Origin of the sequence: Salinivibrio sp. MA351, assembly GCF_001996065.1 — a bacterium.
GTDB lineage: Bacteria > Pseudomonadota > Gammaproteobacteria > Enterobacterales > Vibrionaceae > Salinivibrio > Salinivibrio costicola.
Genome location: NZ_MUFG01000003.1, coordinates 124,033 through 149,400 on the forward strand (window position 1 = coordinate 124,033; position 25,368 = coordinate 149,400).

19 protein-coding genes and 2 pseudogenes are annotated in these 25,368 nt (G+C 50.2%); 7 read left to right on the forward strand and 14 right to left on the reverse strand.

The genetic code is table 11. The annotated features are described in order from the left end of the window. Positions 1-75: 75 nt before the first annotated feature. The 11 genes and pseudogenes from rhuM to BZG78_RS03140 form a co-directional block, all read right to left on the reverse strand. Complete coding sequence (gene rhuM, locus BZG78_RS03095) at positions 76-1,101, reverse strand: RhuM family protein (protein ID WP_077576352.1); 1,026 nt, start codon at positions 1,099-1,101, stop codon at positions 76-78. Positions 1,102-1,280: 179 nt separating this feature from the next. Beyond that, on the reverse strand, positions 1,281-4,421 hold the full coding sequence (locus tag BZG78_RS03100; RefSeq protein ID WP_077660359.1) for a DEAD/DEAH box helicase: 3,141 nt from the start codon (positions 4,419-4,421) through the stop codon (positions 1,281-1,283). 252 nt (positions 4,422-4,673) lie between these two features. Beyond that, positions 4,674-5,795 (reverse strand): hypothetical protein, encoded by a 1,122-nt coding sequence (locus BZG78_RS03105; RefSeq protein WP_077660360.1) that lies wholly within the window; start codon positions 5,793-5,795, stop codon positions 4,674-4,676. Positions 5,796-5,804: 9 nt separating this feature from the next. Next, on the reverse strand, positions 5,805-6,809 hold the full coding sequence (locus BZG78_RS03110) for an SEC-C domain-containing protein (protein ID WP_077660361.1): 1,005 nt from the start codon (positions 6,807-6,809) through the stop codon (positions 5,805-5,807). Between the two features lie 44 nt (positions 6,810-6,853). After that, positions 6,854-6,994, reverse strand: a pseudogene (locus tag BZG78_RS15560) (type II toxin-antitoxin system HipA family toxin); the annotation flags it as partial. Positions 6,995-7,000: 6 nt separating this feature from the next. Then, positions 7,001-7,123: pseudogene (locus BZG78_RS03115) on the reverse strand (XRE family transcriptional regulator); the annotation flags it as partial. Between the two features lie 137 nt (positions 7,124-7,260). Further along, on the reverse strand, positions 7,261-8,118 hold the full coding sequence (locus BZG78_RS03120) for an ATP-binding cassette domain-containing protein (protein WP_077660362.1): 858 nt from the start codon (positions 8,116-8,118) through the stop codon (positions 7,261-7,263). 15 nt (positions 8,119-8,133) lie between these two features. Then, positions 8,134-9,000: an ABC transporter ATP-binding protein gene (locus BZG78_RS03125; RefSeq protein WP_077660363.1), complete on the reverse strand. Its 867-nt coding sequence runs from the start codon at positions 8,998-9,000 to the stop codon at positions 8,134-8,136. A gap of 8 nt (positions 9,001-9,008) precedes the next feature. Continuing rightward, entirely contained in the window at positions 9,009-10,835 is a 1,827-nt protein-coding gene (locus BZG78_RS03130) for an extracellular solute-binding protein (protein ID WP_077660364.1), read from the reverse strand. 66 nt (positions 10,836-10,901) lie between these two features. After that, on the reverse strand, positions 10,902-11,945 hold the full coding sequence (locus tag BZG78_RS03135) for an ABC transporter permease subunit (protein ID WP_077660365.1): 1,044 nt from the start codon (positions 11,943-11,945) through the stop codon (positions 10,902-10,904). A gap of 1 nt (position 11,946) precedes the next feature. After that, positions 11,947-12,972 (reverse strand): ABC transporter permease subunit, encoded by a 1,026-nt coding sequence (locus BZG78_RS03140; RefSeq protein WP_077660366.1) that lies wholly within the window; start codon positions 12,970-12,972, stop codon positions 11,947-11,949. A 679-nt stretch (positions 12,973-13,651) separates the two neighbouring features. Here BZG78_RS03140 and BZG78_RS03145 point away from each other — a divergent pair. Next, complete coding sequence (locus BZG78_RS03145; RefSeq protein ID WP_077660367.1) at positions 13,652-14,962, forward strand: MATE family efflux transporter; 1,311 nt, start codon at positions 13,652-13,654, stop codon at positions 14,960-14,962. A 210-nt stretch (positions 14,963-15,172) separates the two neighbouring features. On the opposite strand, the gene BZG78_RS03150 is transcribed toward BZG78_RS03145, so the two are convergent. Continuing rightward, positions 15,173-16,252 (reverse strand): glycerophosphodiester phosphodiesterase, encoded by a 1,080-nt coding sequence (locus BZG78_RS03150; protein WP_077660368.1) that lies wholly within the window; start codon positions 16,250-16,252, stop codon positions 15,173-15,175. 304 nt (positions 16,253-16,556) lie between these two features. On the opposite strand from BZG78_RS03150, the gene gmk reads away from it, so the two are divergent. From gmk to recG, 5 genes are all read left to right on the forward strand, one after another. Beyond that, positions 16,557-17,180 carry a guanylate kinase gene (gene gmk / locus BZG78_RS03155; RefSeq protein ID WP_025744374.1) on the forward strand — a complete coding sequence of 208 codons (624 nt, stop codon included), beginning with the start codon at positions 16,557-16,559 and terminating at the stop codon, positions 17,178-17,180. Between the two features lie 114 nt (positions 17,181-17,294). Beyond that, a complete protein-coding gene (gene rpoZ, locus BZG78_RS03160; RefSeq protein ID WP_077461490.1) occupies positions 17,295-17,567 on the forward strand; it encodes a DNA-directed RNA polymerase subunit omega in 273 nt (90 codons plus the stop codon). Positions 17,568-17,594: 27 nt separating this feature from the next. Then, a complete protein-coding gene (gene spoT, locus BZG78_RS03165) occupies positions 17,595-19,694 on the forward strand; it encodes a bifunctional GTP diphosphokinase/guanosine-3',5'-bis pyrophosphate 3'-pyrophosphohydrolase (RefSeq protein WP_077576361.1) in 2,100 nt (699 codons plus the stop codon). 84 nt (positions 19,695-19,778) lie between these two features. Next, positions 19,779-20,480 (forward strand): tRNA (guanosine(18)-2'-O)-methyltransferase TrmH, encoded by a 702-nt coding sequence (gene trmH, locus BZG78_RS03170; RefSeq protein ID WP_025744372.1) that lies wholly within the window; start codon positions 19,779-19,781, stop codon positions 20,478-20,480. Between the two features lie 37 nt (positions 20,481-20,517). After that, complete coding sequence (recG, locus tag BZG78_RS03175; protein ID WP_077660369.1) at positions 20,518-22,596, forward strand: ATP-dependent DNA helicase RecG; 2,079 nt, start codon at positions 20,518-20,520, stop codon at positions 22,594-22,596. 17 nt (positions 22,597-22,613) lie between these two features. On the opposite strand, the gene envZ is transcribed toward recG, so the two are convergent. Next, entirely contained in the window at positions 22,614-23,933 is a 1,320-nt protein-coding gene (gene envZ, locus BZG78_RS03180) for a two-component system sensor histidine kinase EnvZ (RefSeq protein WP_077660370.1), read from the reverse strand. Positions 23,934-23,935: 2 nt separating this feature from the next. Beyond that, on the reverse strand, positions 23,936-24,652 hold the full coding sequence (gene ompR / locus BZG78_RS03185) for a two-component system response regulator OmpR (RefSeq protein ID WP_077461486.1): 717 nt from the start codon (positions 24,650-24,652) through the stop codon (positions 23,936-23,938). Between the two features lie 221 nt (positions 24,653-24,873). On the opposite strand from ompR, the gene greB reads away from it, so the two are divergent. Then, complete coding sequence (gene greB, locus BZG78_RS03190) at positions 24,874-25,365, forward strand: transcription elongation factor GreB (RefSeq protein WP_077660371.1); 492 nt, start codon at positions 24,874-24,876, stop codon at positions 25,363-25,365. Positions 25,366-25,368 lie beyond the last annotated feature (3 nt).

The following is a 25,368-nucleotide window of genomic DNA, read 5'->3' on the forward strand; positions in this document are numbered from 1 at the left end:
CCCATTTTAAGAATGGGCTTTGTTGTTTCTTGAGAGCTGCCATGCTCGTCGCTACGAGTGACATCTCTAATACAGCTATTTGCCTTTTTTGAGCGCAGCCTTGAGCGCAGCAATGTTGACCTTTTCGCCCTCAGCCTCTTTTAAACGACGGCGTTGTTCTGCGAAATGTTCAAACTCCAATTTCGCCTTATCATCGGCTGCTTTTTTGGATATTTTTCCAGCGCCGCTTAGAACCTCTCGGTCGTTAAAACTTAAGAACTGATCCAGTTTATCCGCCCAATCTTGCAAGAAAACCTGTTTTCGGCGAAGAGCTTGGTCTTCAGCAAAGTCAAGCCACATATTAACAATACGATTCAGTTCCTTGATTTCGTTCTCACGCAGATAGTTTTTGGCAACGGTCACGTCTGTCCTACGTACTTCGTCACCTTTGTAACTGGTTAACCCCATGTCTGGTTTGCTGGCATCCACACGGCTAGCGATAAGCTCAGCAGCGGTCATATGCGTACAAGCATAATGCAGTTTATTCTGAATGATTTGAAAAAAACGATTAGTCTCCTGATTGGATGGCTCATAGTCCGCCGCCATTGTGAAGATCTCTTTCACCCTCAGATAAACTCGTCGTTCGCTGGCTCTAATGTCGCGAATGCGTTCCAGCATCTCATCAAAATAGTCTGGAACAGCAGACGACCCAACAGGCGGATTTTTTAAGCGCTCGTCATCCATTACGAAGCCTTTAATGAGGTATTCTTGGAGCGTTTGCGTAGCCCATTGGCGAAATTGAGTACCACGTTGTGAGCGAACTCGATAGCCCACCGCGATAACTAAGGGCAGGCTGAAATATTGTACATTGTATGATTTCCCGTCCGAAGCAGTTGTTCGGTATAACCGAACAACTGCATTTTCGTCCAATTCACCTTCAGTAAAGATATTTTTTATATGTTCACTGATAGTTGCTTTGGCTTTCCCGTACAACTCACCAATCATGGCTTGAGATAACCACAATGTATCGGATTCAAAACGGCACTCAACACGAGTTTGACCGTCTGCACTAGTGAAGAAAACAAACTCTCCTTGTGGAGCTTGAGGGATATGCTCTGTCATTCATTTCACCTTCTGCATCATTGATAGAACTCCCTTAGTCACACCACTGCCCCTTTGTAGGCTTCATCGACCTCAGCAAACGTAGTCACACTCTCTAGGCGAGTTAGGGTTGTAAGTTTCATCGAATTTTTCATTGGGCGATGTGGCACGTTGGTCACCCAATGCCACTGCCATCTCGACTAGCCTACTGCCAACTTCGCCGCCTGCTGCCACATAAAGTTTGGCATCGGAGTGGCTAGCTCCCACGTAATATCCATCGGCTGAGATCCGGTGTGCGAGATATAATTCACTTCGCCAAAATTCACAAACCCCATGGTACGCCCGAATTCATCCTTCGTTTGCTCACGTACAAACAAAAACAGGCGCTTCCCTATCTTTTGATGTTGAATGTAATCTTTGCCTCGGCCTTTATCAGGGCGCGAGCTGTTTTGCGACTGCCAGTGAAAGCGTGATGCGTTGATCGCATAATCGTGATACATGGTCGTCGGGGAAAATTGCTTTTCATTTTTATCCAAGGTGACAAATAACAGTTCGATGTTTTGATCTTTAAGCGCATAGAGCCCCTCTCGTGCAGGTGGCTGCCGCTCCAAGGTGGTAGCGCCAAACCCAACTAGAATTTGCTCACGCGCATATCGAGCATGAAGCCGTAATGGCACATCAGGCAAATCGTCCATCCTTAACTGCTCGTGCTTGGTTTGTGACAGTTTCCAGTTCACCACATCCATTAATTCTGCTTTGATGCCCAGCCGCCTTAACGCGGCAAAGCTTTGCGCAATGGATGAAAAGCCAAGAGCTGGCCCTGTTTGTTGCCAAACATCATAATGGCACATAAGTCGATGCCGTTCGCTACCCGTATCAGGCGCAAAATCTGTTTGGCAAAGCTGCTTTAAAAACTGTAGATACGCATGATCATCCGTGGTTAAAATCCGCTGAAAAATCGCCTTCTTGATTGTTTTAAGTGCACTTTCATCAACAGAAGAATCATTGACCAGCAGATCTGCTTTGAACACCAATTCTGACCAACAGCCTCGCTTGTATAGTTCGTTCAAATCAATATACGGATACAAGGTTAGGAAATTCGCTAGCGTCAGCGGCAGGTGGGTGTGCTGAGGATATTGCCGAACCATTGCCACTAAGGGCCTTAGCTTTAACGACGCTTTGCGGATGTTATCCAAGACCATTTCTTGGGTGCGCTTAGTAAGCTCAATGCGACAGCCCAAAGGCGCATGGGGAAAGCCTTGTTCAATTTCATGGTTAATCGCTCGAGCGCTCTTGCCCACCAGCGCCCGAAACTTGTTTGCAAAGTCATACTCGGGACGCGAATGACCGACAAAGTCCAGGACGGTACAGCACTCTTTGCCCTCGGCTAACCGTAAACCGCGGCCTAGCTGCTGAAGGAAAATGGTTAAACTCTCGGTGGGACGCAGAAACAATAAGGTATCCACTTCAGGGATATCGACCCCCTCGTTGAAAATATCAACCACACAAAGCACATTGATCTCACCGGCGCGCAGCGATTGCTGCTTTCGCTGGCGTTCATGCCGATTGTCGCTGGTCAACACATCCGCCTTCAGCCCTTGCAGTGAAAACTGTTGAGCCATGTATTGAGCGTGTTCTTTACTCACACAAAAAGCGAGTGCTTTCATACGGCTAAGATCCGTGATGATCTCGTTCATGCTGAGTAATATCTTATCCACCCGCGCTTGGTTGGAGGTATAGAGGTTGGTCAGCTGTGCAATATCATAGCGGCCACGCTGCCAAGGAATGGTCCGTAGATCGGTATCATCATCAATACCAAAATATTGGAATGGGCAAAGATGACGACGATTAATCGCCTCTGGCAGCCGAATCTCAGCCGCAATAACGCCACCAAAATCCGCGAGAATATCGCCGCCATCGTGACGCTCGGGTGTCGCCGTCAGACCCAGTAGTACTGACGGCGAAAAGTAGTGCAAAACCGCTCGATAACTGCTCGCAGCAATATGATGCACTTCATCAATCACAATGTAGTCATAGTAATCGGCCGTCAAGTTGAGCGTATCGAGCTGGTTGTTCAATGTTTGAATCGAGACAAACAACTGGCGGTAATGATCTGGCGTGTGACCACCGACCCACAGCTCGCCAAAGGTACTGTTACGTAATAAGCCTCGATAGGCCGCACGCGCCTGCTTAAGGATTTCTTCACGATGAGCCACAAATAAAAAGTTGGCATCAGGGTGTTTTTTCAAAAAACGGGCGAAATCAAACGCAGAGATCAGTGTCTTACCAGTGCCTGTTGCCGCCACCACTAAGTTGCGAAAACGTTGATGCGTCTGACGCTCAACCGTCAGCTGCTCCAAAATCTCCTTCTGGTGAGGGAAAGGAGAGAGATCGAAGAAAAACGTAGTACCATCTTCTTCGCCACCGCGCTGCTGCCGAAGGGCTTGATTCAGTTTTTCGGTACTTTTTGCATCTCCGTCAAATCGTTCAAATTCATTCGACGCCCAATACGTTTCAAAGGTGCTGTGTGATTTATTGATAATGTGGGGAATTTCTTGCGAGGTAATTTTGAGATTCCACTCCAACCCATTCGTCAGTGCAGAGTGAGAGAGGTTTGACGATCCGATATAACCGGTGTGATAGCCGGTCTCGCGTAAAAACAAATAGCTTTTTGCATGCAGGCGCTCGCGCTCGGTATTGTAGCTTAACTTCACCTCGGTATTGGGTAAGCTGGCTAAGTACTCCACCGCTTTCGCATCTGTCGCGCCCATGTATGACGTGGTGATGACCTTTAACTCGCGACCACTGCGAGTAAAGGCTTCCAGCTCTTTACGGAAAATTCTTATCCCCGCCCACTTGATGAATGATACCAACCAATAGATTTTGTCTGCGGATAAAATCTCTCTTTTCAGCTCTGACTCCAATGAAAGACCCGCATTACTGCCACAAAAAAGCTCACTCTGCGTTAAGCCGGTGAGTGGGAAAATATCTTGCACATAGCGCGCTAAATCAGATGCTATCGGGTTTTCAAACTCATAAAGGGCCGTCAGGATTTTCCCCTGACTCGCGAGCAGGTTATCGTCGATAATGTCTTTATCGTGGATCTGGGTTTTCAGCCACAGCAAGAATTGGTTGGATAGTGTGATTTGCTGCGCTAGGCGATCGTCACTGGCAGGCACGGCGTCGAGCACATGGTGCAAAACATGCGATAAAAAGCGAGACAACCAAACTGACGCCTCGTTGCTGGTAAGCGTCCGCTCGCCAACATAGAATCGCTCTCGATCAATACGGCTCTCAATAAGCTGCGTTACCAGCTGCTCATAAATTCCGACCTGCTGCATTTTTTCCTTCCACGCTATAAGCCTGCATCACCTTACAAACCACGGGTTGTAGGCGCTATGAAAGGATCACTTTTCTATACTTTTCAAACAATAGCAACAAAGAGTTAAGTCACATTCTCGTCTGAGGTCTACACAAAGTGACTTCACAGGTAACAATGTGTAGACCTAAAGGCGGGCATAAAGGCTTTCAACCAATCAAAACTCAACGATATTTTTTGCTAACAACACTGGGTCTGCCTGGGGTGGACCCAATCATTTAAGCAAATCACTCAAGCGATTTAATAATGCTTTACGACGGCTATTAGCTGCTATAAAGCGCTTAAACCGCTGATCAAAGGACGCAGCATTATCGTGAAGCTGATAGGCCTCAAAGAGCTGATGCAAATAGCGTGATGCCGCATCATAGCCAGTGGGGCAAGTGCGATCCGCTTGCTCGTGCGCTTGCTGCCAGTAATGGTCACGCTGGTTGTAGAGATCTATTAAGGCTTGTTCTTTTTCTGCTTTTTCAATGGCTAGTTTTTTTGCAAGTGCCTCGGCTTGTTGTTGCTCAAACTGTCGTTGTGCGGTTGCAATATAGGGAGCCACGAGGTCGGGGTTTAACCAATACTGATAGGTTTCGTCTTTGTTGGCTGGTTCTTTTCGCGTCAGCGCTACGGCTTGGTGACGAGTTAATTGGCCTTGCTCAAACAACGTGCGTAATAGTGTGTTTTTCTCCGCTTCCGTGAGCGTTTTGAGCCAATCTTCAAACTGCAACTGGGTGTGTTTGGCTGAGTGACTGGGCTGTTCATTCAGCACCATCATAAGCGCTTTAACCCAAGGTAAGGGAATCGCATACAGCGCAGCAAAAGCCTGTAATCCTTCGCTAAGGCGCTCAAAATCGAATTGGATTAACGGTATCGCGTCAAGCTCATCATCGTCATCTACCGCTTGGAGCCACGCTAAGTACATAAGCCGCCAGTCACCTTGGATTAACTGATTGCGTAAACCGGGTAAATGCTGGAAAAAATCGTCAGCATCTTCATCATCAAAATACGCACCATACTCTTCGATAGAGAAAGTGAGCAATTGCCACTCATCGGTTTGACGAACCTTAAAACCATCGTTCGATAACCCAAGCATGGCATCGGGTATGGTCCCGGCAGGTAGTTTGATGTAGGCATCAACCGAGCCCCAGTTGGCATAGTAAAAACCGATATCGAAGTGCTTTAGCATGATCTCATATGCCTTAGCCTTTAGATCGCTAAAGTTGTAAACCACCTGGAAAGACGTTGCCGTGATATCGGCTCGGCGTGAAATGGCTCTGAGTGCTTGGCGCGCGGTGCTGTCTAAATACCCATCTAAGCGCTCAAATTTATAGTATTGATATTCGCTCACGATGCCCTGCTATACGTTAATGTGGAATTGAAAGGTTTGTTCTAACAGCGGCTGAGTCTGAGCGGTGAGCGCAATGGGTTCGCCGTTTATAAAACGCCTTGGATCCATCGTCACAAATCCCCAAAACTGCAAAAAGCGCTCAATAAATCGCGTTTCGATAAGTCCGCTTAACAACGCTTCCGGCGGGGCGTAATCGTCCGTTGGGAACGCCTTTAACACATCAGGAAAAGCAACCATCACTTCTTGAGTAAGCTGATCGACGCTGTGATGCGCTTGTATGCGCCACAACATGAATACCCAAAAGGTGCGCAAATCAACATCGTATTCAAAGCTATCTAAATACGCCCAGTTATATTTGCCGGTTGCAGCCGCCAGCATCGGCTTAAAAAAGGCTTGCACGCCCATGTCTTGATACTGTTTTTGCGCCGCTTTTTTCACATGATAACGGCCGCTGCGTCGGTAGATAATACCGCTAATTTCGGCCAGCACGCGGGTATAGTGCAAGGCATTGAATTTGTCTTCGTTAAACCCAGCAAACTCGCTGATACTAATGTTGCGTTGGAATTGAGAAACTGAAAACTCAGGCAATAATTCACTGGCTTGTTTGACCAATTTAGCCGGTAAGTTGCCTTTGCTGGTTGCTTTAAAAGCACCGCCTTGCGCCATCGCATGTTCAAGCATCAGAGCCAAATATCGCATCACTGGGCTGGCGGAAAGATCGGCGGGTGTCGTGATCGTCACCCACTGTAATTGATCAAACGGCGCATAAAGCCAATTGGTCATTTGCGTGGGTGTCACACCACAAAAATCGGGATGAGGTTGATTATTGCGATCCTGCACTTGGCGCTGTAACACAGCATTGAGTTCATCGATACTCATACCTGGGTTATTCGCCAGTATGGTTTCTGCGTCATCAACAACTTGCGCATGTTGCTTAGACACACCGTCCATACAACACCGTTTGAATTTTTTACCACTGCCACAATGGCAAGGATCGTTGCGACCGAGCTTCATTACTGTCCCCTCTTATTTGTTATAGAAACAGCGCGGTATTTTCCTGTAAACGGTGATAAATTGCCAAACTGCTGCAAATAGCCGTCTGTGTACTGAAAAAAAACACCTTGCCGATTCTGAGCCAAGATCCCTACAGCAACCTGCTCTCCTGAACTTAACGTACGGGTGACAGTAAGCTTTTGAATCGTTCAGGCAGGCACGCAGCTTCGCTTTGCCAGTGCCGCTCGTGACAGTTTTGCGCGCTGACGCAACGCCCGCAAATAAGCTGCATAGGCTTGGCTTACATCGGTATCATCCAGTAAGGTTAAATTCATCTTCAATGACCATTGGCTACTATTATATCCACCACCCCATATCTTCCATCAAGCTTTTGCTGATGAAGCACCCCCGATGTTGGATATCCAACTACTGGGGGTTACCTCATTTTTACCAGAGGGGCCTGGGCGTGTACTTAACTCACCGCTTCAGGCTTTTTTTCGGCCACCGGTTGCTCGGCACGGCGCTTGTGTTTGCGGTATTTAGGATGGGTGATCGGAATGGCAGAGAGTAGCGTTTGGGTGTACTCGTGCTGCGGCTGGTGGTAGACGGTTTCGGTCGGCCCCTCTTCTACCACATGACCAAAGTACATCACCGCCACCTTATCGGAGATATGACGGACCACCGATAAGTCGTGCGAGATAAAAATCATCGCCAAGTTCATCTCTTGCTGGAGTTTCAACAACAGATTAAGAATTTGTGCCTGCACCGACACATCCAAGGCGGAGACCGACTCGTCACAAATCAGCAGTTTCGGTTTAAGGGCAATCGCCCGCGCAATACCAATCCGCTGGCGCTGACCGCCCGAAAACTCATGCGGATAGCGGTTAACCGCATCGTGGGGCAAGCCGACTTTATCTAATAGCTCAAGCACCCACTGGCGACGCTCTTTCGCGGTGCCAATATTGTGAATGATAAAGGGCTCTTCTAAGATCCCGCCGATGGTATGACGCTGGTTGAGCGACTCGAGCGGGTCTTGAAAGACAATCTGCATATCTTTACGCAGAGGCCGCATCTGACGTGGCGACAACGGGGTGATGTCTTTACCTTCAAAGAAGATTTTCCCTTCGGTAGGCTCAAACAGCTTAAGCATGGTACGGCCAAGGGTGCTTTTGCCACATCCCGACTCACCGACCAGCCCGAGCGTTTCGCCTTGTGACACCGAGAGCGATACGCCATCGACGGCTTTAATGGTATAGCCTTGACGAAGCAGGCCTTTGCCGGAGACAAAATACTGCTTCAGATTTTCTACTCTGAGGACTTCCTTGCTCATCTCGTTCTCCTGCAACTATGTCGATGATGGCGCGGCATCAAAGTCTTCCAACGGACGAATATCAATCATCTGCTTGGGTTGATGGTGACGCCCTGGCATTAATCCCAGCAAACGCTTGGTATACGGATGGGCGGGGTTGTCAAATAAAGTAAAAATATCGGCCCGTTCGCGAATTTGGCCATCGTACATCACCGCCACGTCGTCACACACCTCGGCGACCACGCCCAGATCGTGGGTGATAAAAATCACCGCCATGCCGGTTTCTTCTTGCAGCTCGTTAATCAAATCTAAAATCGAGGCCTGCACCGTCACATCTAGGGCGGTGGTTGGCTCATCACATATCAAGATATCGGGCTTACAGGCCAGTGCCATGGCAATCATGACCCGTTGACGCATCCCCCCGGACAGGTTATGCGGGTACTCGTTCAATCGCTTTTCTGGCATCGGGATTTTCACCTTGGCCAGCATGTCGAGCGCACATGCCGCGCGCGCTTTTTTATCCAGCTCCGGGCGGTGCAACATCAAGACTTCATTGATTTGCCGACCAATGGTATGCACAGGGTTCAGCGCCGTCATTGGGTCTTGAAAGATAATCGAGATCCGATTACCGCGCATTGCATAGCGCTCTTTGGCGGGCAGGGTCACCAAGTCTGTCCCGCGATACAGAATCTCGCCGCCGGTCACTTGCCCATAGGGTTTAGGCAGCAAGCCCATAATTGACATCGCAGTAACACTTTTGCCACTGCCCGACTCTCCCACCAAGCCGAGCGTGCGCCCGGCTTTTACTTCAAAGCTCACCCCGTGAAGTACCTCACGGGGGCCATCGTCAGTGGTAAAATTAACGGTCAAATCCTTAACCGAAAGAATGACATCCTGGGTCATAAGCGCCTCTACAGCTTGTATCTGTCATCAATGATGGTCACCGGCTCAAAGGCTTTATCGTCGTCCATGGCCTCTTCGGTGGCGTCTTTCATCGCTTCATCAATCCAGAAGGTGCCAAAGCCCATCACGCGGCCGCTGGTGACCATGTTTTCGGTGCGCTTGGTCATCGCGTTATCTGGGATTTGCACATAACGCCAAAAACCTTGACGCACATACGGCACCATGTACCCCGGTACAATCACACTGGCCTCTGAGATTTTGGTGCGGATTTGATGCGACAGCTGATACTTTTTCGCCGTATCAAACTCGCTTTTATAGGCCATGATCAGCTTATCCAATGCCGGTGAGCTGTAGTTAGAGTGGTTGTTTGTTTGCGTTTTATTAGCGTTATCCGAGTGGAAGTACTCCCAATAGGCCGGGATTTCCGAGGTACCCATATTAAGAAAGGCCAACTGATGCTTTTTCTCGAGTACGTATTTAAACGCCGATGAGCCATCGACCAAGTTAATAGTAAATTCCAGCCCTGCTTGCTTGGCCTGCTCTTTTAAGTAAGCAATGCGTGGTGTGTGCTGCTGATACCCATAAGTAATCGCGAAGCTTAAACGCTCGCCTTTGTCATTGACGCGAATACCATCGGCGCCAACCTGGTCAAAGCCGGCTTGTTCGAAATGGCTGATCGCTTTTTTAGGATCAAACGGTGGTGGCGTCGCACCGTCATTGTCGTATTCACCATGACCAAAGCCCATTGCATGCGGTTTACGCGAGTAATCGCCACGGGTGATTTTTTCAATCATGCCGTCAAAATCGGTGGCATAGAGAATCCCTTTGCGCACATTAATGTCATCCAGCATTGGCATGGCCGAGTTCATCCACAAACCGCCCGCGCCAACCGGCACTTCGTTATACCCCCAGAACTTGGTGATATAGCCTTTTTTATAAGGTTCAGATTGGGTTTTTTCATGCCAGATATCTGGAAGAACCAAATCGAACACATCCAAATTGCCCTTTTCAAAATGCTTCATGGCAATGTCGTTATCGCGGATCACGCGCATTCGAATACGCTCAACATTGTAGCGATTTTGGTAATAGGGGTTGGTATAACCCCACCAATCGTCTACATGATTAAAGGTGAGTCGGCGTCCTTTTTGCACACGGCCCAGCTCATAAGGCCCCATGGTGGGCTCGGCCTTAAAGTTATAGCGGCGCACATAGTCATCAGCAATGCCGTCTTGGTTTTCATCTTTGCGCGGATTAGCGTAAAAATGCGCAGGGCGCGGAATTAAGCTTCCTAAGGTATACATTAACTCTTCTTGGTTTTTCTCTATTGCACTCGATATGGCCACAGTATGCGCGTCGATTTTCTCCACGCTACCAATGGTGTTGGTGTAATAGTCGTTATACCAAGGGGCAACAATGTCTTTAGAGCGATAAAACTGCATCATAAACACAAAATCATCGGCGGTCATTGGCTCGCCATCTGACCAGGTCGCCTCAGGGTTGAGCTTAAAATAGATGGTTTTGTTATCGTCACCATAGGCCCACTCGTTGGCCAAGTCCGGGATCCATTCCAGTGTATCTGGGTGGCGCTTTACCAGTGAGGGCATTTCATCAAGAAAGTAACTGCGCAGGCCTGAGTTTGAATCCGGCCCCACAGTGCGTAATGTCTGCGGAAAACTCTGCAAATGGGTACGCAGTGTACCCCCGCGCTTGGCGTCGGGAGACCCGATTTTGGGGGCATCCCAGTTAGTTTGCCAATTGAGATTTTCAGGCAATTCCGCCGCCCAGCCGCTAAGGCTAAACAGGGAAACGGAGGTAGCAAGGATCAGTTTTTTCATCGTGATGTCCTTATCTTGATGCACACATTGCTTGTTATATTTAAAAATTGCTGGTTGTATTTAAAATCAGTCATAACGGGTGAACTTTTTCGGATCAAACGCGGCTCGGACCGCTTCCCCAATAAAGGTCACCATCACCAACACCAACACCAGAGACGACACCACAGAGGCAACAATCCATGGCGCATCCAGATTTGATTTACCTTGCTGTAACAGCTCGCCCCAACTTGGCGTCGGTGGCATCAGCCCCAAACCGAGATAATCCAGCGCCGTTAACGCGGTAATATTGAGGGCGATGGTAAAGGGCGCCAAGGTCACAATCATCACCATGGTGTTGGGCAAAATATGGCGAAACAGGATCCGGCTAGTAGAGGCACCCAATGCACGCGCCGCCATCACATAATCACGCGACGATTCTTTGTACGTCATGGTGCGCATATACCAGGTAATCGCCATCCAGCCGAATAGCACGTTAATCCCCACAAACAGGGCAAACGTGGGTTGGAGAATCGAGACTAGAATCATGATCACGTACAAAAACGGCACCATAGACCAAACCTCGATAAAGCGTTGGAAAAACAAATCAAACTTACCGCCCCAAAATCCCATCGCACAGCCCACGGCGGTGCCAATCGCATAAGACGCAGCCATGGTCAGTAACGCAAAGCCCATGGCAATACGAAAGCCGTATACCAGGCGGGCGAGAATGTCGCGGCCGATATCATCAGTACCGAGATAATGCTTGTCTGCGGCACTTGGCGCCGTGGGCGGAAAGTCGCCACTAAAGTCTTGCTCAAGCGGGTTCCACGGCACCAGAGGCATGACTACATAATTGTCGCCACTTTGTGCCTCAAAGGCTTTGGCGAGTTGACGATAGTTGGCTTCGCTGGTGCCCACTTGACCAAAATCACTCGCCAAATACACATCACTCAGTACCGGGAAGTAATACTCGCCGTTGTATTTGACCATTAACGCTTTACTGTTGATCAATAGCTCGGCAAATAGCGACAGCACCAACATGGTGGTCAAGATCATAAACGACCAGTAACCACGTTTAATTTGCTTAAAACTGCGGATTTTCTTTTGAGTTAAAGGGCTCATCGTCAACATATCAAGATCCAAACTTCACGCGAGGGTCAATCAAGGCAACACAGATATCAGAGATGATATTGCCCGCCAGCAGTAATAGCGCATTGATGGCAACAATCCCCATCACCACCGGATAGTCACGCTCCATAATCGATTCATAGCCAAGTAAGCCGATGCCGTTGATGTTGAAAATGACTTCAATCAAAAACGCCCCCGTCATAAAGAACAGCAAGGAATTACCAAAGTGACTAGCAATCGGGATCAAGCTATTGCGCAGCGCGTGCTTGCGTACCGCCGAACGAAACGGTAACCCTTTGGCAATGGCGGTGCGGATATAATCCGCGGAGAGGTTTTCCATCAGGTTGTTTTTCATCGTCATGGTCAGGGTGGCAAAATCCCCAATCAGATAACAAATCAGCGGCAGTACCGCATGCCACATCACATCTTTGGCGCGTTCCCAAAAACTGGTCGCGTCATAGTAGGCATCGCCAACAAAGCCGCCCATCGGGAACCATTCGAGGTGATAACTAAATAGGGTGATCAGCAAGACCCCCACCACATAACCCGGCAGGGCAAAACCAATAAAGATAAGTACTGAGGAGGACGAATCAAACACCGAGCCGTGCTTGAGGGCTTTGTAATAGCCAAGCGGGAGAGAGATAAAATAACTGATGAAGAAGGTCATTCCGCCGTAAAACAACGAGACGGGCAGACGCTCGGCGATCATGTCGGTGACCGGCTCGTAGTAGCGGGTTGATTCACCCAAATCGAAGTTGGCAAGTTTACCGAGCCAATCGACATAGGCTTCTAGCACAGGTTTATCGAGGCCGTAAAATGCCTTAAGTTCGGCAATCTGATCGTCCGATAACGCCGAGCTGTCACCAGCACGTTGCAAGCTCGAGCCGCCATCGGCTTGTGCCTGCATTTGCGTCATCATTCGCTCGACCGGCCCACCCGGCACAAGACGGGTGATACCAAAGATCAAAATGGTGATCCCAAGAAACGTCGGTATCACTAAAAGAAACCGACGTATAAAGTACGACAGCATAGTCCACTACTCCCTGTTAACTGTCTGATATTTTTGCAGGTCATTGATCCTGCCGTTGTGCTCTCTTGGCCATCCTAAGCACTGAAAGCAACAATACGTATTACACACTTACATAATGTGGTCTATATTTATCTCGAATATTGGTCACGATCAACGATAACAGCCTGTCAGAAGTGATTTTTTTGCTACAAAACAGCGAAAGCCATGCTATTTTTATACTGCGTTGTGCTAGCTTTCTTATCACTAAAAGCAATAAATATTTCAATCAATAGTCAAAAAGGTTTGGTTTAAAATGCAATAAAACTGACATTTCACCGAAACCTTGTGTCTTCTCGTGATCGCACGCACCGATAATCCACCACAGCGCCTGCATTGATAAGCAGACAGCCATCCTCCCGCTCCCCCCTCAATCTCATATTCATTCATCAGGATCAGTGCAATAGAGATAGTGACTTGTTTCACTAAAAACCACAGCTACCAGCATGAATCACTAACTCCAATGATTGTGTGCAGTCGCCCCCCTGAACGTCCATCGCATCGCTAGGGTCAGGCTCGCTGACACTGAATAACCGTATTTATTAGGGGTTGGTAATTTTTAGCATTCCTCTACAATTGGTGCGACTATGCCGAGCATGCCAATGCTCGGCTTTTTTCACCCTATTAATGTAAAGAGTGCCTGATGGAATCCGTTTCTCGCGCCAAGCGCCTCTTCTCTACCACCCTACCGATGCTGTTTGGTGTGCTGTCGCTGATGAGCTTTCAGTTGGTCGATAGTGCCTTCATTGGTCAATTGGGTGTACTCCCGCTCGCCGCACAAGGTTTCACCTTGCCGATTCAGATGATCATTATCGGGTTGCAAGTTGGCCTCGGCATTGCGACCACAGCAGTGATCTCGCGCGCGCTCGGCGCCGATCAGTGTCGCTATGCCAAGCAATTAGGCGGTCTGATTTTATTTATTGGCACCACAGGCGTGGCATTGTTTGCCGGCTTGCTCTATGCCTTGCGCCATCCGATCTTGCTGTTACTCGATGCGCCGGACAAGGTGTTCCCGGTGATTGATACTTATTGGCAAATTTGGCTCGTCAGTGCCTGGACAGGGGCGGTGCTTTACTTCTTCTATAGCTTGGCTCGCGCTAATGGCAACACAGTGTTGCCCGGCTCCATGATGGTGGTTACCAGCTTATTAAACCTTATCCTCGATCCTATCTTTATTTTTTGGCTCGATTGGGGCATCAATGGCGCAGCGGTGGCCACTCTGATTGCTTTTGGCGCTGGCATTGCCATTGTCGCCCCTCGCGTACTCGGCAAAGGTTGGGTTTCTTTTGACTGGCATGACGTCAACGTTAAGCAAAGTATAGGATCGATTGGTCACATTATGGGGCCAGCGATGATTAGTCAGCTGCTACCACCCGTCTCATCGATGCTGGCGACCAAGTTACTTGCGAGTTTTGGCTCAGCGGCAGTCGCCGCCTGGGCACTGGGCTCGCGGTTTGAGTTTTTCGCGATTGTCTCGGTACTGGCATTAACCATGTCGATGCCACCTATGGTGGGTCGTTTGCTGGGTAAAGGCGATTTGACCGAAGTGCGCCATTTGGTCAAGTTAGCGTGTCAGTTTATTCTCGGCTTTCAATTGCTGATCGCCGTGGTCACTTGGCTTGCCGCCGCTCCCCTCGCCGACTTGATGACCAGCGATCAGCAAGTTACCGATATCTTGCACACTCATCTTACGCTAGTACCCTTTAGCCTGGGCGCGCTGGGGGTGTGTATGTTGATGGTGTCAATTACCAATGCATTAGGCCGCTCATACACCGCCCTAACCATTTCTGCGCTCCGCCTATTTGCGTTTTTCCTGCCCTGCCTTTGGTTCGGGGCACAAATTGGCGAGCTGTTTGGCCTATTTGCCGGTGCCTTAATCGGTAACCTACTTGCGGGCGCGGTGGCTTATGCCATGTACCGACGTACGCTGGCTAAACTCATGGCGAGCGAGTAGATAGCCAAAACGTTAACCTTGGGGCACCGGCTCAGTTCGCACACAGACACGCCGTCAATCCATCCCTGGAGGCTCCGCCGCGCCATCCATGGCGCGGAGGGTCTGTTTAGCGAAATAAGCCGAACCGAACCCTATCTAGCGTTTGCCCCCAACGAAAAAGCCCGCTAATAACAGGCGGGCTCAAAGGGTAAATACAATTAACGCGCGGGGTTAATAACCCAGTTGCGTTAAGGTTGCCTCAATGTCTTTACCGTCGCTATCCGTTAACGTTTTCACCGCCATATTCGGACGATTGGTAAAGAAGCCATCCACACCGCGATCACGGTAGCGAATCATATCCTCGCGATCATCCAGAGTGTACATGTGCATCAGCAAGCCTTTTTCATGGCTCATGTCCACCATCCAGGTCTTCGCCAGATCCATATAGCTAAATTGGCTTGACCAGGCATCATCGAAGTTGGCTTGGGTACCTGAAGGCCCTACACCGATGGCACCGTTTTGTTTGGCGTAATCGAGCCACTCTGCGTAGTCCGCTTTCGAGGCTACTTCCTGACGCGCGTAGTACTGGGCGTAAGATTCGTCATCCGCTTTCGGTGCGCTATCTTTGGTCGGAATATAGCCATCACCTGCCCATAGTAGCAAGATTTTTGGCACATTCGGCATCACATCTTGCAGTGCTTCAAGGCTCGATTTATTGAAGGTTTGCAGGATCACTTTGCCCTTGGCGTCCTTATCTAGCCAACCGTGTTGGGTTAAATCTTGTTTCAAATCCTCTTCAATGCCAGGGAAGAATTCAGGCACCTTGGTCTCGATGTAAAGTCCTGGCTGATGGGCGCAGCCTTCGGCGATTTCTCGGACCTGGTCAAGTGTCACCAACTTCAAGCCACGAAAGCTTTCGCGTGCGCGTTCGGGATAGGCTTGGTTATACCAGCTACCGGCATCCAGTTTTTCCAGCTCTGCCCACGTAAAGGTGTTAACCGGATCACTGGCACGCTCAGGATAGACTGTCTCAATATTGGTGTTGCGCTTGAGGTTATCGTCATGCACGGCGATCAGTTTGCCGTCTTTTGTGCGCTGCAGGTCCAGCTCGAGGTAATCCGCGCCCACTTCACACGCAAGCTGATAGGCTGGCAACGTGGATTCTGGCGCGTTGTAGGAATCACCACGGTGAGCAATCACCGCATGATCAGCAATGCCAAGTTGGTCGCTTAGCGCAGTGTCACTGGCTTGAGCAAAAGAAGAAAAAGAAAAGGCACTGGCGACACTGAGCGCGGCAACGGTCACGCTCATATTTTTTTTCGATGAGGTATTCAACGGGTACTCCTTACTGTCGTTGAAAAAATAGGCGATAATTAAACATGTGTTCAATTACCAAGACAGCATAGCAAAACCTTAATTTAAAGAGAAAAAGCATTGCTGATAACACCAAGTCACACTACTCCCCTCCGAGATTGCAACTAATCCCGTTCAAATTGCGACAGGTTCGTGCTACCCTGCGCGCCTCCCACGGGAGACAAACATCTATTCGTCGATCGACTCCCATACGCATACGCTATACTGCGGATGGGCATCAGCCAGTGAAAGTGATCAATCCATGAGCCAAGGTACGCTTTACATTGTTTCCGCCCCGAGTGGCGCGGGCAAATCTAGCCTGATTTCAGCGCTACTGAATGATAATCCTCGCTATGACATGAAAGTGTCGGTATCGCACACCACCCGCGCCATGCGCCCGGGAGAAGAAGATGGCGTGCATTATCACTTTGTTGAGGTAGAAGCATTTAAGGCCTTAATCGACCAAGGTGCTTTTTTAGAGCATGCAGAGGTATTCGGCAATTATTACGGCACGTCCAGGGTCTGGATTGAAAAAATGCTTAACAATGGCGTCGATATTTTTCTTGATATCGATTGGCAAGGTGCCGAGCAAATTCGTCAGCAAATGCCCGCAAGTAAGAGTATTTTTATTTTGCCGCCAAGCCGTGAAGAGCTGGAACGACGCTTGACAACGCGTGGCCAAGACAGTGATGAGGTCATTGCCACACGCATGCAAGAGGCACGTTCGGAAATCTCTCACTATGCTGATTATGATTACCTGATTATTAATGATGACTTTGACGTCGCATTAATGGATATTAAGGCCATCGTCCGCGCAGAGCGGATGGGGCAAACCAAGCAAGCCAGCAAATATCATACAATGATCGACGACCTGCTGGCCGACTAACCCAAATATTGAGACGTGGCCGCATTGCAGCACAAAGCTAGCAATAGGTCGCGGCCTTTTGTATACTTTTCGGTCATTTTTAATGACCTGTTTATTACATAGCTGGAGTCCTTCATGGCACGCGTAACTGTTCAAGACGCCGTTGAAAAAATTGGTAACCGTTTCGATCTCGTTCTGGTTGCGGCTCGCCGCGCCCGCCAAATGCAAACCGGTGGTAAAGACGCCTTAGTCGCAGAAGAAAACGACAAGTACACTGTGCTCTCTCTACGCGAAGTAGAAGAAGGACTGATTAACAAAGAAGTACTCGACGCCCGCGAGCGTCAAGAGAAGCAAGAGCAAGAAGCCGCCGAAATGGCAGCGGTTAGCACCATTTCTGGTCAACGTTAAACGCGTCATTTATCAGGGGCAGGCCGTTTGTATCTATTTGATAGCCTGAAAGAAGTTGCTAGTCAATATTTGCCGGAGTCACAGCTTGAAGCGCTCCGGCAAGCTTACCTAGTAGCACGGGATGCCCATGACGGGCAGACTCGTTCAACGGGCGAACCTTACATCATTCACCCCATTGCGGTAGCACGGATCCTGGCAGAAATGCGTTTGGATTGTGAAACCCTCATGGCGGCGTTATTACACGATGTCATTGAAGACACCGAGGTGACCAAAGACGATCTGCAGCAGCGCTTTGGTGATGTGGTGGCTGAACTGGTTGACGGCGTGTCTAAGCTCGACAAGCTCAAATTCCGTGATCGTAAAGAAGCCCAAGCCGAGAACTTTCGCAAAATGGTCATGGCCATGGCGCATGACATTCGCGTTATTTTGATCAAACTCGGCGATCGTACTCATAACATGCGCACACTCGGCGCCCTACGTCCGGATAAAAAGCGTCGTATTGCCCGCGAAACCCTAGAGATTTTTGCCCCACTCGCTCATCGTTTAGGTATCCATAATATAAAAGTCGAGCTCGAAGAGCTGGGCTTTGAAGCCCTCTACCCCAATCGCTATCGCGTGCTCAAAAAAGTGATTGCGCAAGCTCGGGGAAACCGCAAAGAGATGATTCAAAAAATCCATGCGGAAATCGAAGGGCGGCTTGAAGATGCCGGCATTGAGGCCCGTGTACTGGGCCGAGAAAAAAATCTCTATTCCATCTACAACAAGATGAGAAACAAAGAGCAGCGTTTCCATACCATCATGGATTTGTATGCATTTCGGGTGATCGTGCGCGATCTCGATACCTGTTATCGGGTGCTGGGGCAAATGCACAGCCTCTATAAGCCTCGCCCTAGCCGCGTCAAAGATTATATCGCCGTTCCCAAAGCGAACGGCTATCAATCACTGCATACGTCGATGATCGGCCCCCACGGTGTCCCGGTTGAAGTGCAGATTCGTACCGAAGATATGGATCAAATGGCGGATAAAGGGGTCGCGGCGCACTGGGCTTATAAAAACGGCTCCGATCGTCCATCGGGGACCACCGCGCAAAAACGGGCGCAACGATGGATGCAAAACATTATCGAGCTGCAACAAAGTGCCGGGAGCTCCTTTGAGTTCATCGAAAGCGTTAAGTCGGACCTTTTCCCCGATGAGCTTTACGTCTTTACGCCGAAAGGGCGAATTGTCGAGCTGCCGGTCGATGCGACCGCGGTCGATTTTGCCTATGCAGTGCATACGGATGTCGGCAATACCTGTGTCGGTGCGCGAGTTAATCGTCAGCCCTATCCGCTCAGTCAGCCGTTAAAAAACGGCCAGACCGTCGAGATCATCACTGCGCCAGGCGCGCGCCCCAATGCCGCTTGGCTTAACTATGTGGTCACGGCACGGGCGCGTACCAAGATTCGTCAGGTACTGAAAACCATGCGTCGGGAGGAGTCGGTGACCTTAGGCCGCCGCTTACTCAATCATGCGCTTGGGGAACAAAACTTGCCGGACATCGACGCCGCGCGAGTCGATACCGTGTTAAGCGATCTCAAGCTCAAAACCAGCGACGACTTACTCGCCTCGATTGGTTTAGGTGAACTCATGAGCGTGGTGATAGCACGTCGCTTACTGAATCAAGACCCGGCCGCGCCTACCGAAGGTAAAATGCCGATTCGCGGTGCCGATGGCATTCTAGTGACCTATGCCAACTGTTGTCGCCCCATTCCAGGCGATCCTATCATTGCCCATGTTAGTCCCGGCAAGGGGTTGGTGATTCACCGTGAAACCTGTGCCAATATTCGCGGCCATCGCCAAGAGCCGGATAAGTATATGCCGGTGGAATGGGCGGATGATTTTGAGCAAGAGTTCAGTACCCGCGTCAGAGTCGATATGCAAAACCATCAAGGCGCGTTGGCCGATTTAACCAACACCATTGCCTCAACGGGCTCCAATATCCAAGGGCTCTCCACTGAAGAACGTGATGGTCGCTTGTACACTATCTTTGTTCGATTAACGACCAAAGATCGGGTGCACCTCGCCAACATTATGCGCCGCCTGCGGGTGATGCCCAATGTGGTGAAGGTCAGCCGCCAAAAGAACTGATCGTCGCGATACATTATTATTGTCTGTCGCCCACCCTTTTGGTGGGCGCGTTTGTCTTTCGTCTGTCATTTACGGAATTGAATCATGACACCTGAACGCTTTGAACGCATTCATCAGGTGCTGGCAAAGCGCCAGCCTGATCTCACTGTGTGTATGGAGCAAGTCCACAAGCCCAATAACATTTCTGCCATCATTCGTACTGCCGATGCGGTGGGCATTCATCGTATGCATGCGGTATGGCCAGAAGGCACCAAAATGCGGACCTTAGGCGGTACATCTGCCGGTTCACGCAATTGGATTGACGTGGTCACCCATAACACGACCGCGGATGCTTTTGAGGCCATGCAAGCGCAAGGCATGCAAGTATTGGTCACTAACCTATCGGAAACGGCCATCGACTTTCGTGAGGTTGATTACACCCGACCAACCGCCATTATCCTCGGCCAAGAAAAACATGGCATCAGTCGCGAAGCGCTCGATAAAGCCGATCAAGACATCCTCATTCCAATGGTGGGTATGGTACAGTCGCTGAACGTGTCAGTGGCTAGCGCCTTGATTTTGTACGAAGCGCAACGCCAACGCCAAGCGGCAGGCATGTACCAGTTGGCGAAGACACGCTTGCCCGACGATGAAGTGCATCACATCCTGTTTGAGCGCGGTCATCCGGTGCTCGCCCGCGTGGCCAAGCAAAAGGGGCTGCCTTATCCGCCACTCGATGACAATGGGCAAATTATTGCTGACGAAACATGGTGGGCGAGCATGCAGGCGGCAAAACACGCGCGTTAATCGCTTAGCAAGCTCAACCTGACGGATAAAGAAACGGATGCAATCTTCCATGCTTAGCGCAGTAACCGTCGATACCTTTAAGGGTGTCGGCAGTAAAATGGCTGAAAAGCTGGCTAAAATCGGCCTGCATACGGTGCAGGACGTGTTGTTTCATCTGCCGTATCGCTATGAAGATCGCACCCGAGTGTGGCCAGTTGCCAGTCTATTGCCTGGCCAGCATGCCACCATCGAAGGTGAAATCACCCATAATGACACCGTGTTTGGCCGCCGCCGGATGCTCACGGTTCGGGTGCAAGATGGCAGCGGCGCGTTAACGCTACGCTTTTTCAATTTTAATGCCGCGATGAAAAATAGCTTGGCGGTTGGCAAACAGGTGAAAGCCTATGGCGAACTTAAACGGGGCAAACACGGGCTAGAAATCATTCACCCCGAGTATCAAGTCTTTTCCGAGCCCTCCGAGTTGGTGATGGAAGAAACGCTGACGCCGGTCTACCCGACCACCGAAGGGCTGCGCCAAGCGACGCTACGTCAGCTCACCGACCAAGCGCTGGCTTTATTAGATAAAAGCGGTGTCGAAGAATTACTCCCTGAAGGCTTGTACGATCGACAGCTGTCTTTGCGTGACGCCTTACACCTATTGCACCGCCCTCCGCCAGAGACGGTACTGGATGATTTATTAACGGGCCAACATCCCGCCCAGCGACGCTTAATCATTGAAGAGCTCCTTGCCCAGCACCTGTCGATGCTGTCAGTTCGTCATCACGCACAGCAAGTGAAAGGGGTCGCCCTCGCCCCGAGTCACTCGCTCGGACAACGCCTGTTAGACAATTTGCCCTTCTCTCCCACAGGGGCACAATCACGAGTGGTTAGCGAGATCAGTGCCGATTTAGCCAAACCATTCCCGATGATGCGCTTAGTCCAAGGTGATGTCGGCGCCGGTAAAACCTTGGTCGCCGTACTCGCCGCCTTACAAGCTATCGAGCAAGGCCATCAGGTTGCGTTAATGGCACCGACCGAGCTATTGGCCGAGCAACACGCCACCAATTTTGCCCAATGGCTAGAGCCGCTAGGTATCCAAGTCGGCTGGCTTGCCGGCAAATTAAAAGGCAAGGCACGGACACAAACCTTGGCACACATCGCCGACGGCGAGGCGCAAATGGTGGTCGGTACTCATGCGTTATTTCAAGCCAGTGTCCAATTTAAAAGCTTGGCGTTGGTGATCATCGACGAGCAACACCGGTTTGGTGTCCACCAACGGCTTGCCTTGCGTGAAAAAGGCGAGCAACAGGGCGCGCATCCACATCAGTTGATCATGACCGCTACGCCTATTCCACGCACCTTGGCGATGACCGCCTATGCCGACTTAGAAACCTCGGTGATTGATGAATTGCCACCAGGACGCACGCCGATTCAAACCGTTGCGGTGCCGGACACGCGCCGTGATGACATTATTGCCCGGGTCAACGCCGCCTGCAGTGATGGTCGGCAAGCCTATTGGGTATGCACATTAATTGAAGAGTCTGACGCTTTAGAGGCGCAAGCCGCTGAAGATACGACTACGGCACTCAAAGAAGCGTTACCGAATCTGACCATTGGCCTGGTTCATGGCCGAATGAAAGCGGCGGAAAAACACGCAGTAATGGATGCCTTTAAGCAAGGCGAGGTGCAGTTATTGGTGGCAACCACTGTCATTGAAGTGGGCGTCGATGTCCCTAACGCCAGCCTAATGATTATCGAAAACCCTGAACGACTCGGGCTGGCACAACTCCACCAGCTACGTGGCCGTGTCGGTCGTGGATCCGTCGCCAGCCATTGTGTGCTGCTTTATCATGCCCCTTTGTCGACAACAGCCACTCAGCGCTTGGGCGTACTGCGAGACAGCAATGACGGCTTTGTCATTGCTCAACGCGATCTCGATATCCGTGGGCCAGGCGAGTTATTGGGCACCCGCCAGACCGGTTTGGCTGAGTTTAAAATTGCCGATTTAGTCCGCGACCAAGCGCTGATCCCCGAGGTACAAAAGCTGGCCAGTCATTTGCACCAGCACTACCCCAAACATGCACAGGCCATCATTCGCCGCTGGTTGGGACATAAAACCCACTATTCCAACGCCTAATGGCCGCTTAACGCGGCCTATTTACCGACCGGGAACGTCATTTGGATCCGCAGCCCGCCTTCGGTCCGAGATGATAAACGAATATCGCCATGAAGCTGTTCAACAATCCGTTTCACGATTGCAAGCCCTAGCCCTGTTCCTTCGCTACCCCGCGCCGTATCGCCGCGAGTAAACGGCTGGAACAAGGTATTTTCGAGACTCGCATCAATGCCCGAGCCATTATCTTCCACTTCCACCCATTGATACGTATGGTCGGCATTGCTACCACACCGCAGCCTTACCCAGCCATTGCCATAACGCACCGCATTAACCACGAGGTTGGTAACCGCCCGTTTTAGCGCCACCGAGTTGGCATATAAATCACCGTGCAGCGATTCTAAGTCCAAGACAATATCAACGCCCATTGACTGCTGATGGTTGGCTACATCGCGACAGATGGTGGATAAATCAACGGGATCCGGATCTTGCTGTTGCACCGCGCGTAAATAATCCATGAATTGATTAATGATCTCATTACACTCTTCCGTGTCTTCGGTGATGCTATCGGCCAAATACGCATCGTCGGATGACATCATTTCAGTCGCCAGTCGAATGCGCGTGAGTGGCGTGCGTAAATCATGGCTGACGCCCGCCATTAACAAGGCGCGATCTTCTTCGAGTTTACGTATCCCTGCTGACATTTTATTAAAGGCCACGGTCACCGCCTGAATTTCTGACGCCCCCCGGGGTGGGACGGGATCAGGAAAGCGACCATCGGCGACATCGAGCGCGGCCCGCTCCAACGCAACCAGGGGTCGGTTTTGCATCTTAATAAACAACCAGCCGCCGGCAATCACCAACAACGCAATCACCAAGCTATATTGAAACAGCGGCGCAAAGTCATCTTGATGCAGCTCCGATAAGGGGATCCGCATTAAAAAATCATCAATGGCCTCAAACTTCAGCCATAACACATAGCTTTCTTCGCCACTGACCAGGCGCACTTGGGTCTTTGTTCCGAGCTCTTCGCTAATATGTTCGCTTAAGTAGTCAATCTCCATCGCATCTTGGAACGCGCTTGCGCGCTCACTGCTTGGCGCATGGAGGGTTACCCCAATTTGTTCCAGCAATTGTCGGCGCACCGGCTCACCCAGATGAAGGACTTCACCATCTTTCAGATACCAGTCTTCTTCCAGCATCAAGCGGACTTCAAAGGCTAAAATCTTATTGAACTGCTGCAAGCTCGGCAGCAACGCATAATTAACAATGGTCAGGTAAGAAAAAACTTGGCTGGCAATTAATAAGCCAGCCAAAATCAATAAGGTTCGCGCGAAGCTCGTCCGCGGTGACATCCGCATCGCTACACCTCACCATCAGGCACAAACACGTAGCCGAGTCCCCACACCGTTTGGATATAACGCGGTTTGCTTGGATCCTCCTCGACCATACGGCGTAAACGGGAGATTTGTACATCAATCGAACGCTCCATCGCTGAGTACTCGCGGCCACGCGCCATGTTCATGAGTTTGTCCCGAGAAAGCGGCTCACGCGCATTGGTCACTAAGGCTTTGAGCACTGCAAATTCCCCCGAGGTGAGTGTCATCGGTTCGTCATTACGAAACATCTCACGCGTGCCCAAATTAAGACGAAACTCACCAAAGGTGACCGTGGTGGAGTCAGCACTCGGCGCGCCAGGCGCTTCTATTGTTTGACGGCGTAAAACCGCACGCACCCGAGCCAGTAATTCTCGTGGGTTAAACGGCTTAGGTAAGTAATCGTCGGCTCCGACCTCCAAACCGACAATTCGGTCAATTTCATCCCCTTTCGCCGTCAGCATTAAAATGGGCAATTGATTATTGGCTTGGCGCAAGCGGCGGCATATCGACAGGCCATCTTCCCCAGGGAGCATTAAATCAAGCACCATAAGATTAAAGGCTTCACGCGCCAATAATCGATCCATTTGTTCGGCATTGGCGACACTTCGTACCTGAAACCCTTGCTCGGTCAGGTAGCGCTCTAGCAGTGAACGCAGACGCATATCATCATCCACGACTAGAATTTTATAGTTCTCTTGCATGCTTCGCCCTCAATGCTGTTCGCTGCCTAATCATCAAGCAGCTATTACCGTCATCTGATTGAATTTTGCCACAGTTGTGCGCCAGGCCGAGTGTTTGTCCGCACAGAACTGTACGGTAAATTGTTACCGAGTGTTGCCTCGACAAGCTCACTCGCTTCTTGTACTTTCCTGAACAAGGTTATATCGCACGACGCCAGTTGGCTAGTGAAAGGAGAGGTAACGTGAAAACCAAATTGGTGACCCGTGAAGGGTTTAATGCGCTCAAAACCGAGCACGATTACCTGTGGCACGAGCGACGTCCAGAAGTGACCAAAATTGTCAGCTGGGCCGCCAGTTTAGGGGATCGTTCAGAAAACGCGGACTACACCTATAATAAACGGCTGTTGCGGCAAATCGACCGCCGTGTCCGCTATCTGCGCAAGCGGCTGAACGACTTAACCATTGTCGATTATGCGCCCGAGCAAGAGGGCCGAGTGTTTTTTGGCGCCTGGGTCGAGATTGAAAACGAGGCCGGCGACACCAAGCAATTTCGCATTGTCGGTCCCGATGAAATTTATGAGCGCAAAGACTACATTTCGATTGATGCCCCCATGGCGCGCGCGTTATTGAAAAAAGCGGTCGACGATGACGTCGTGGTGTCAACGCCGGAAGGCGAAAAACAGTGGTTTATCAATACTATCACCTATCCCAAGCCAGGCAATGATTCAGTCTGAGCA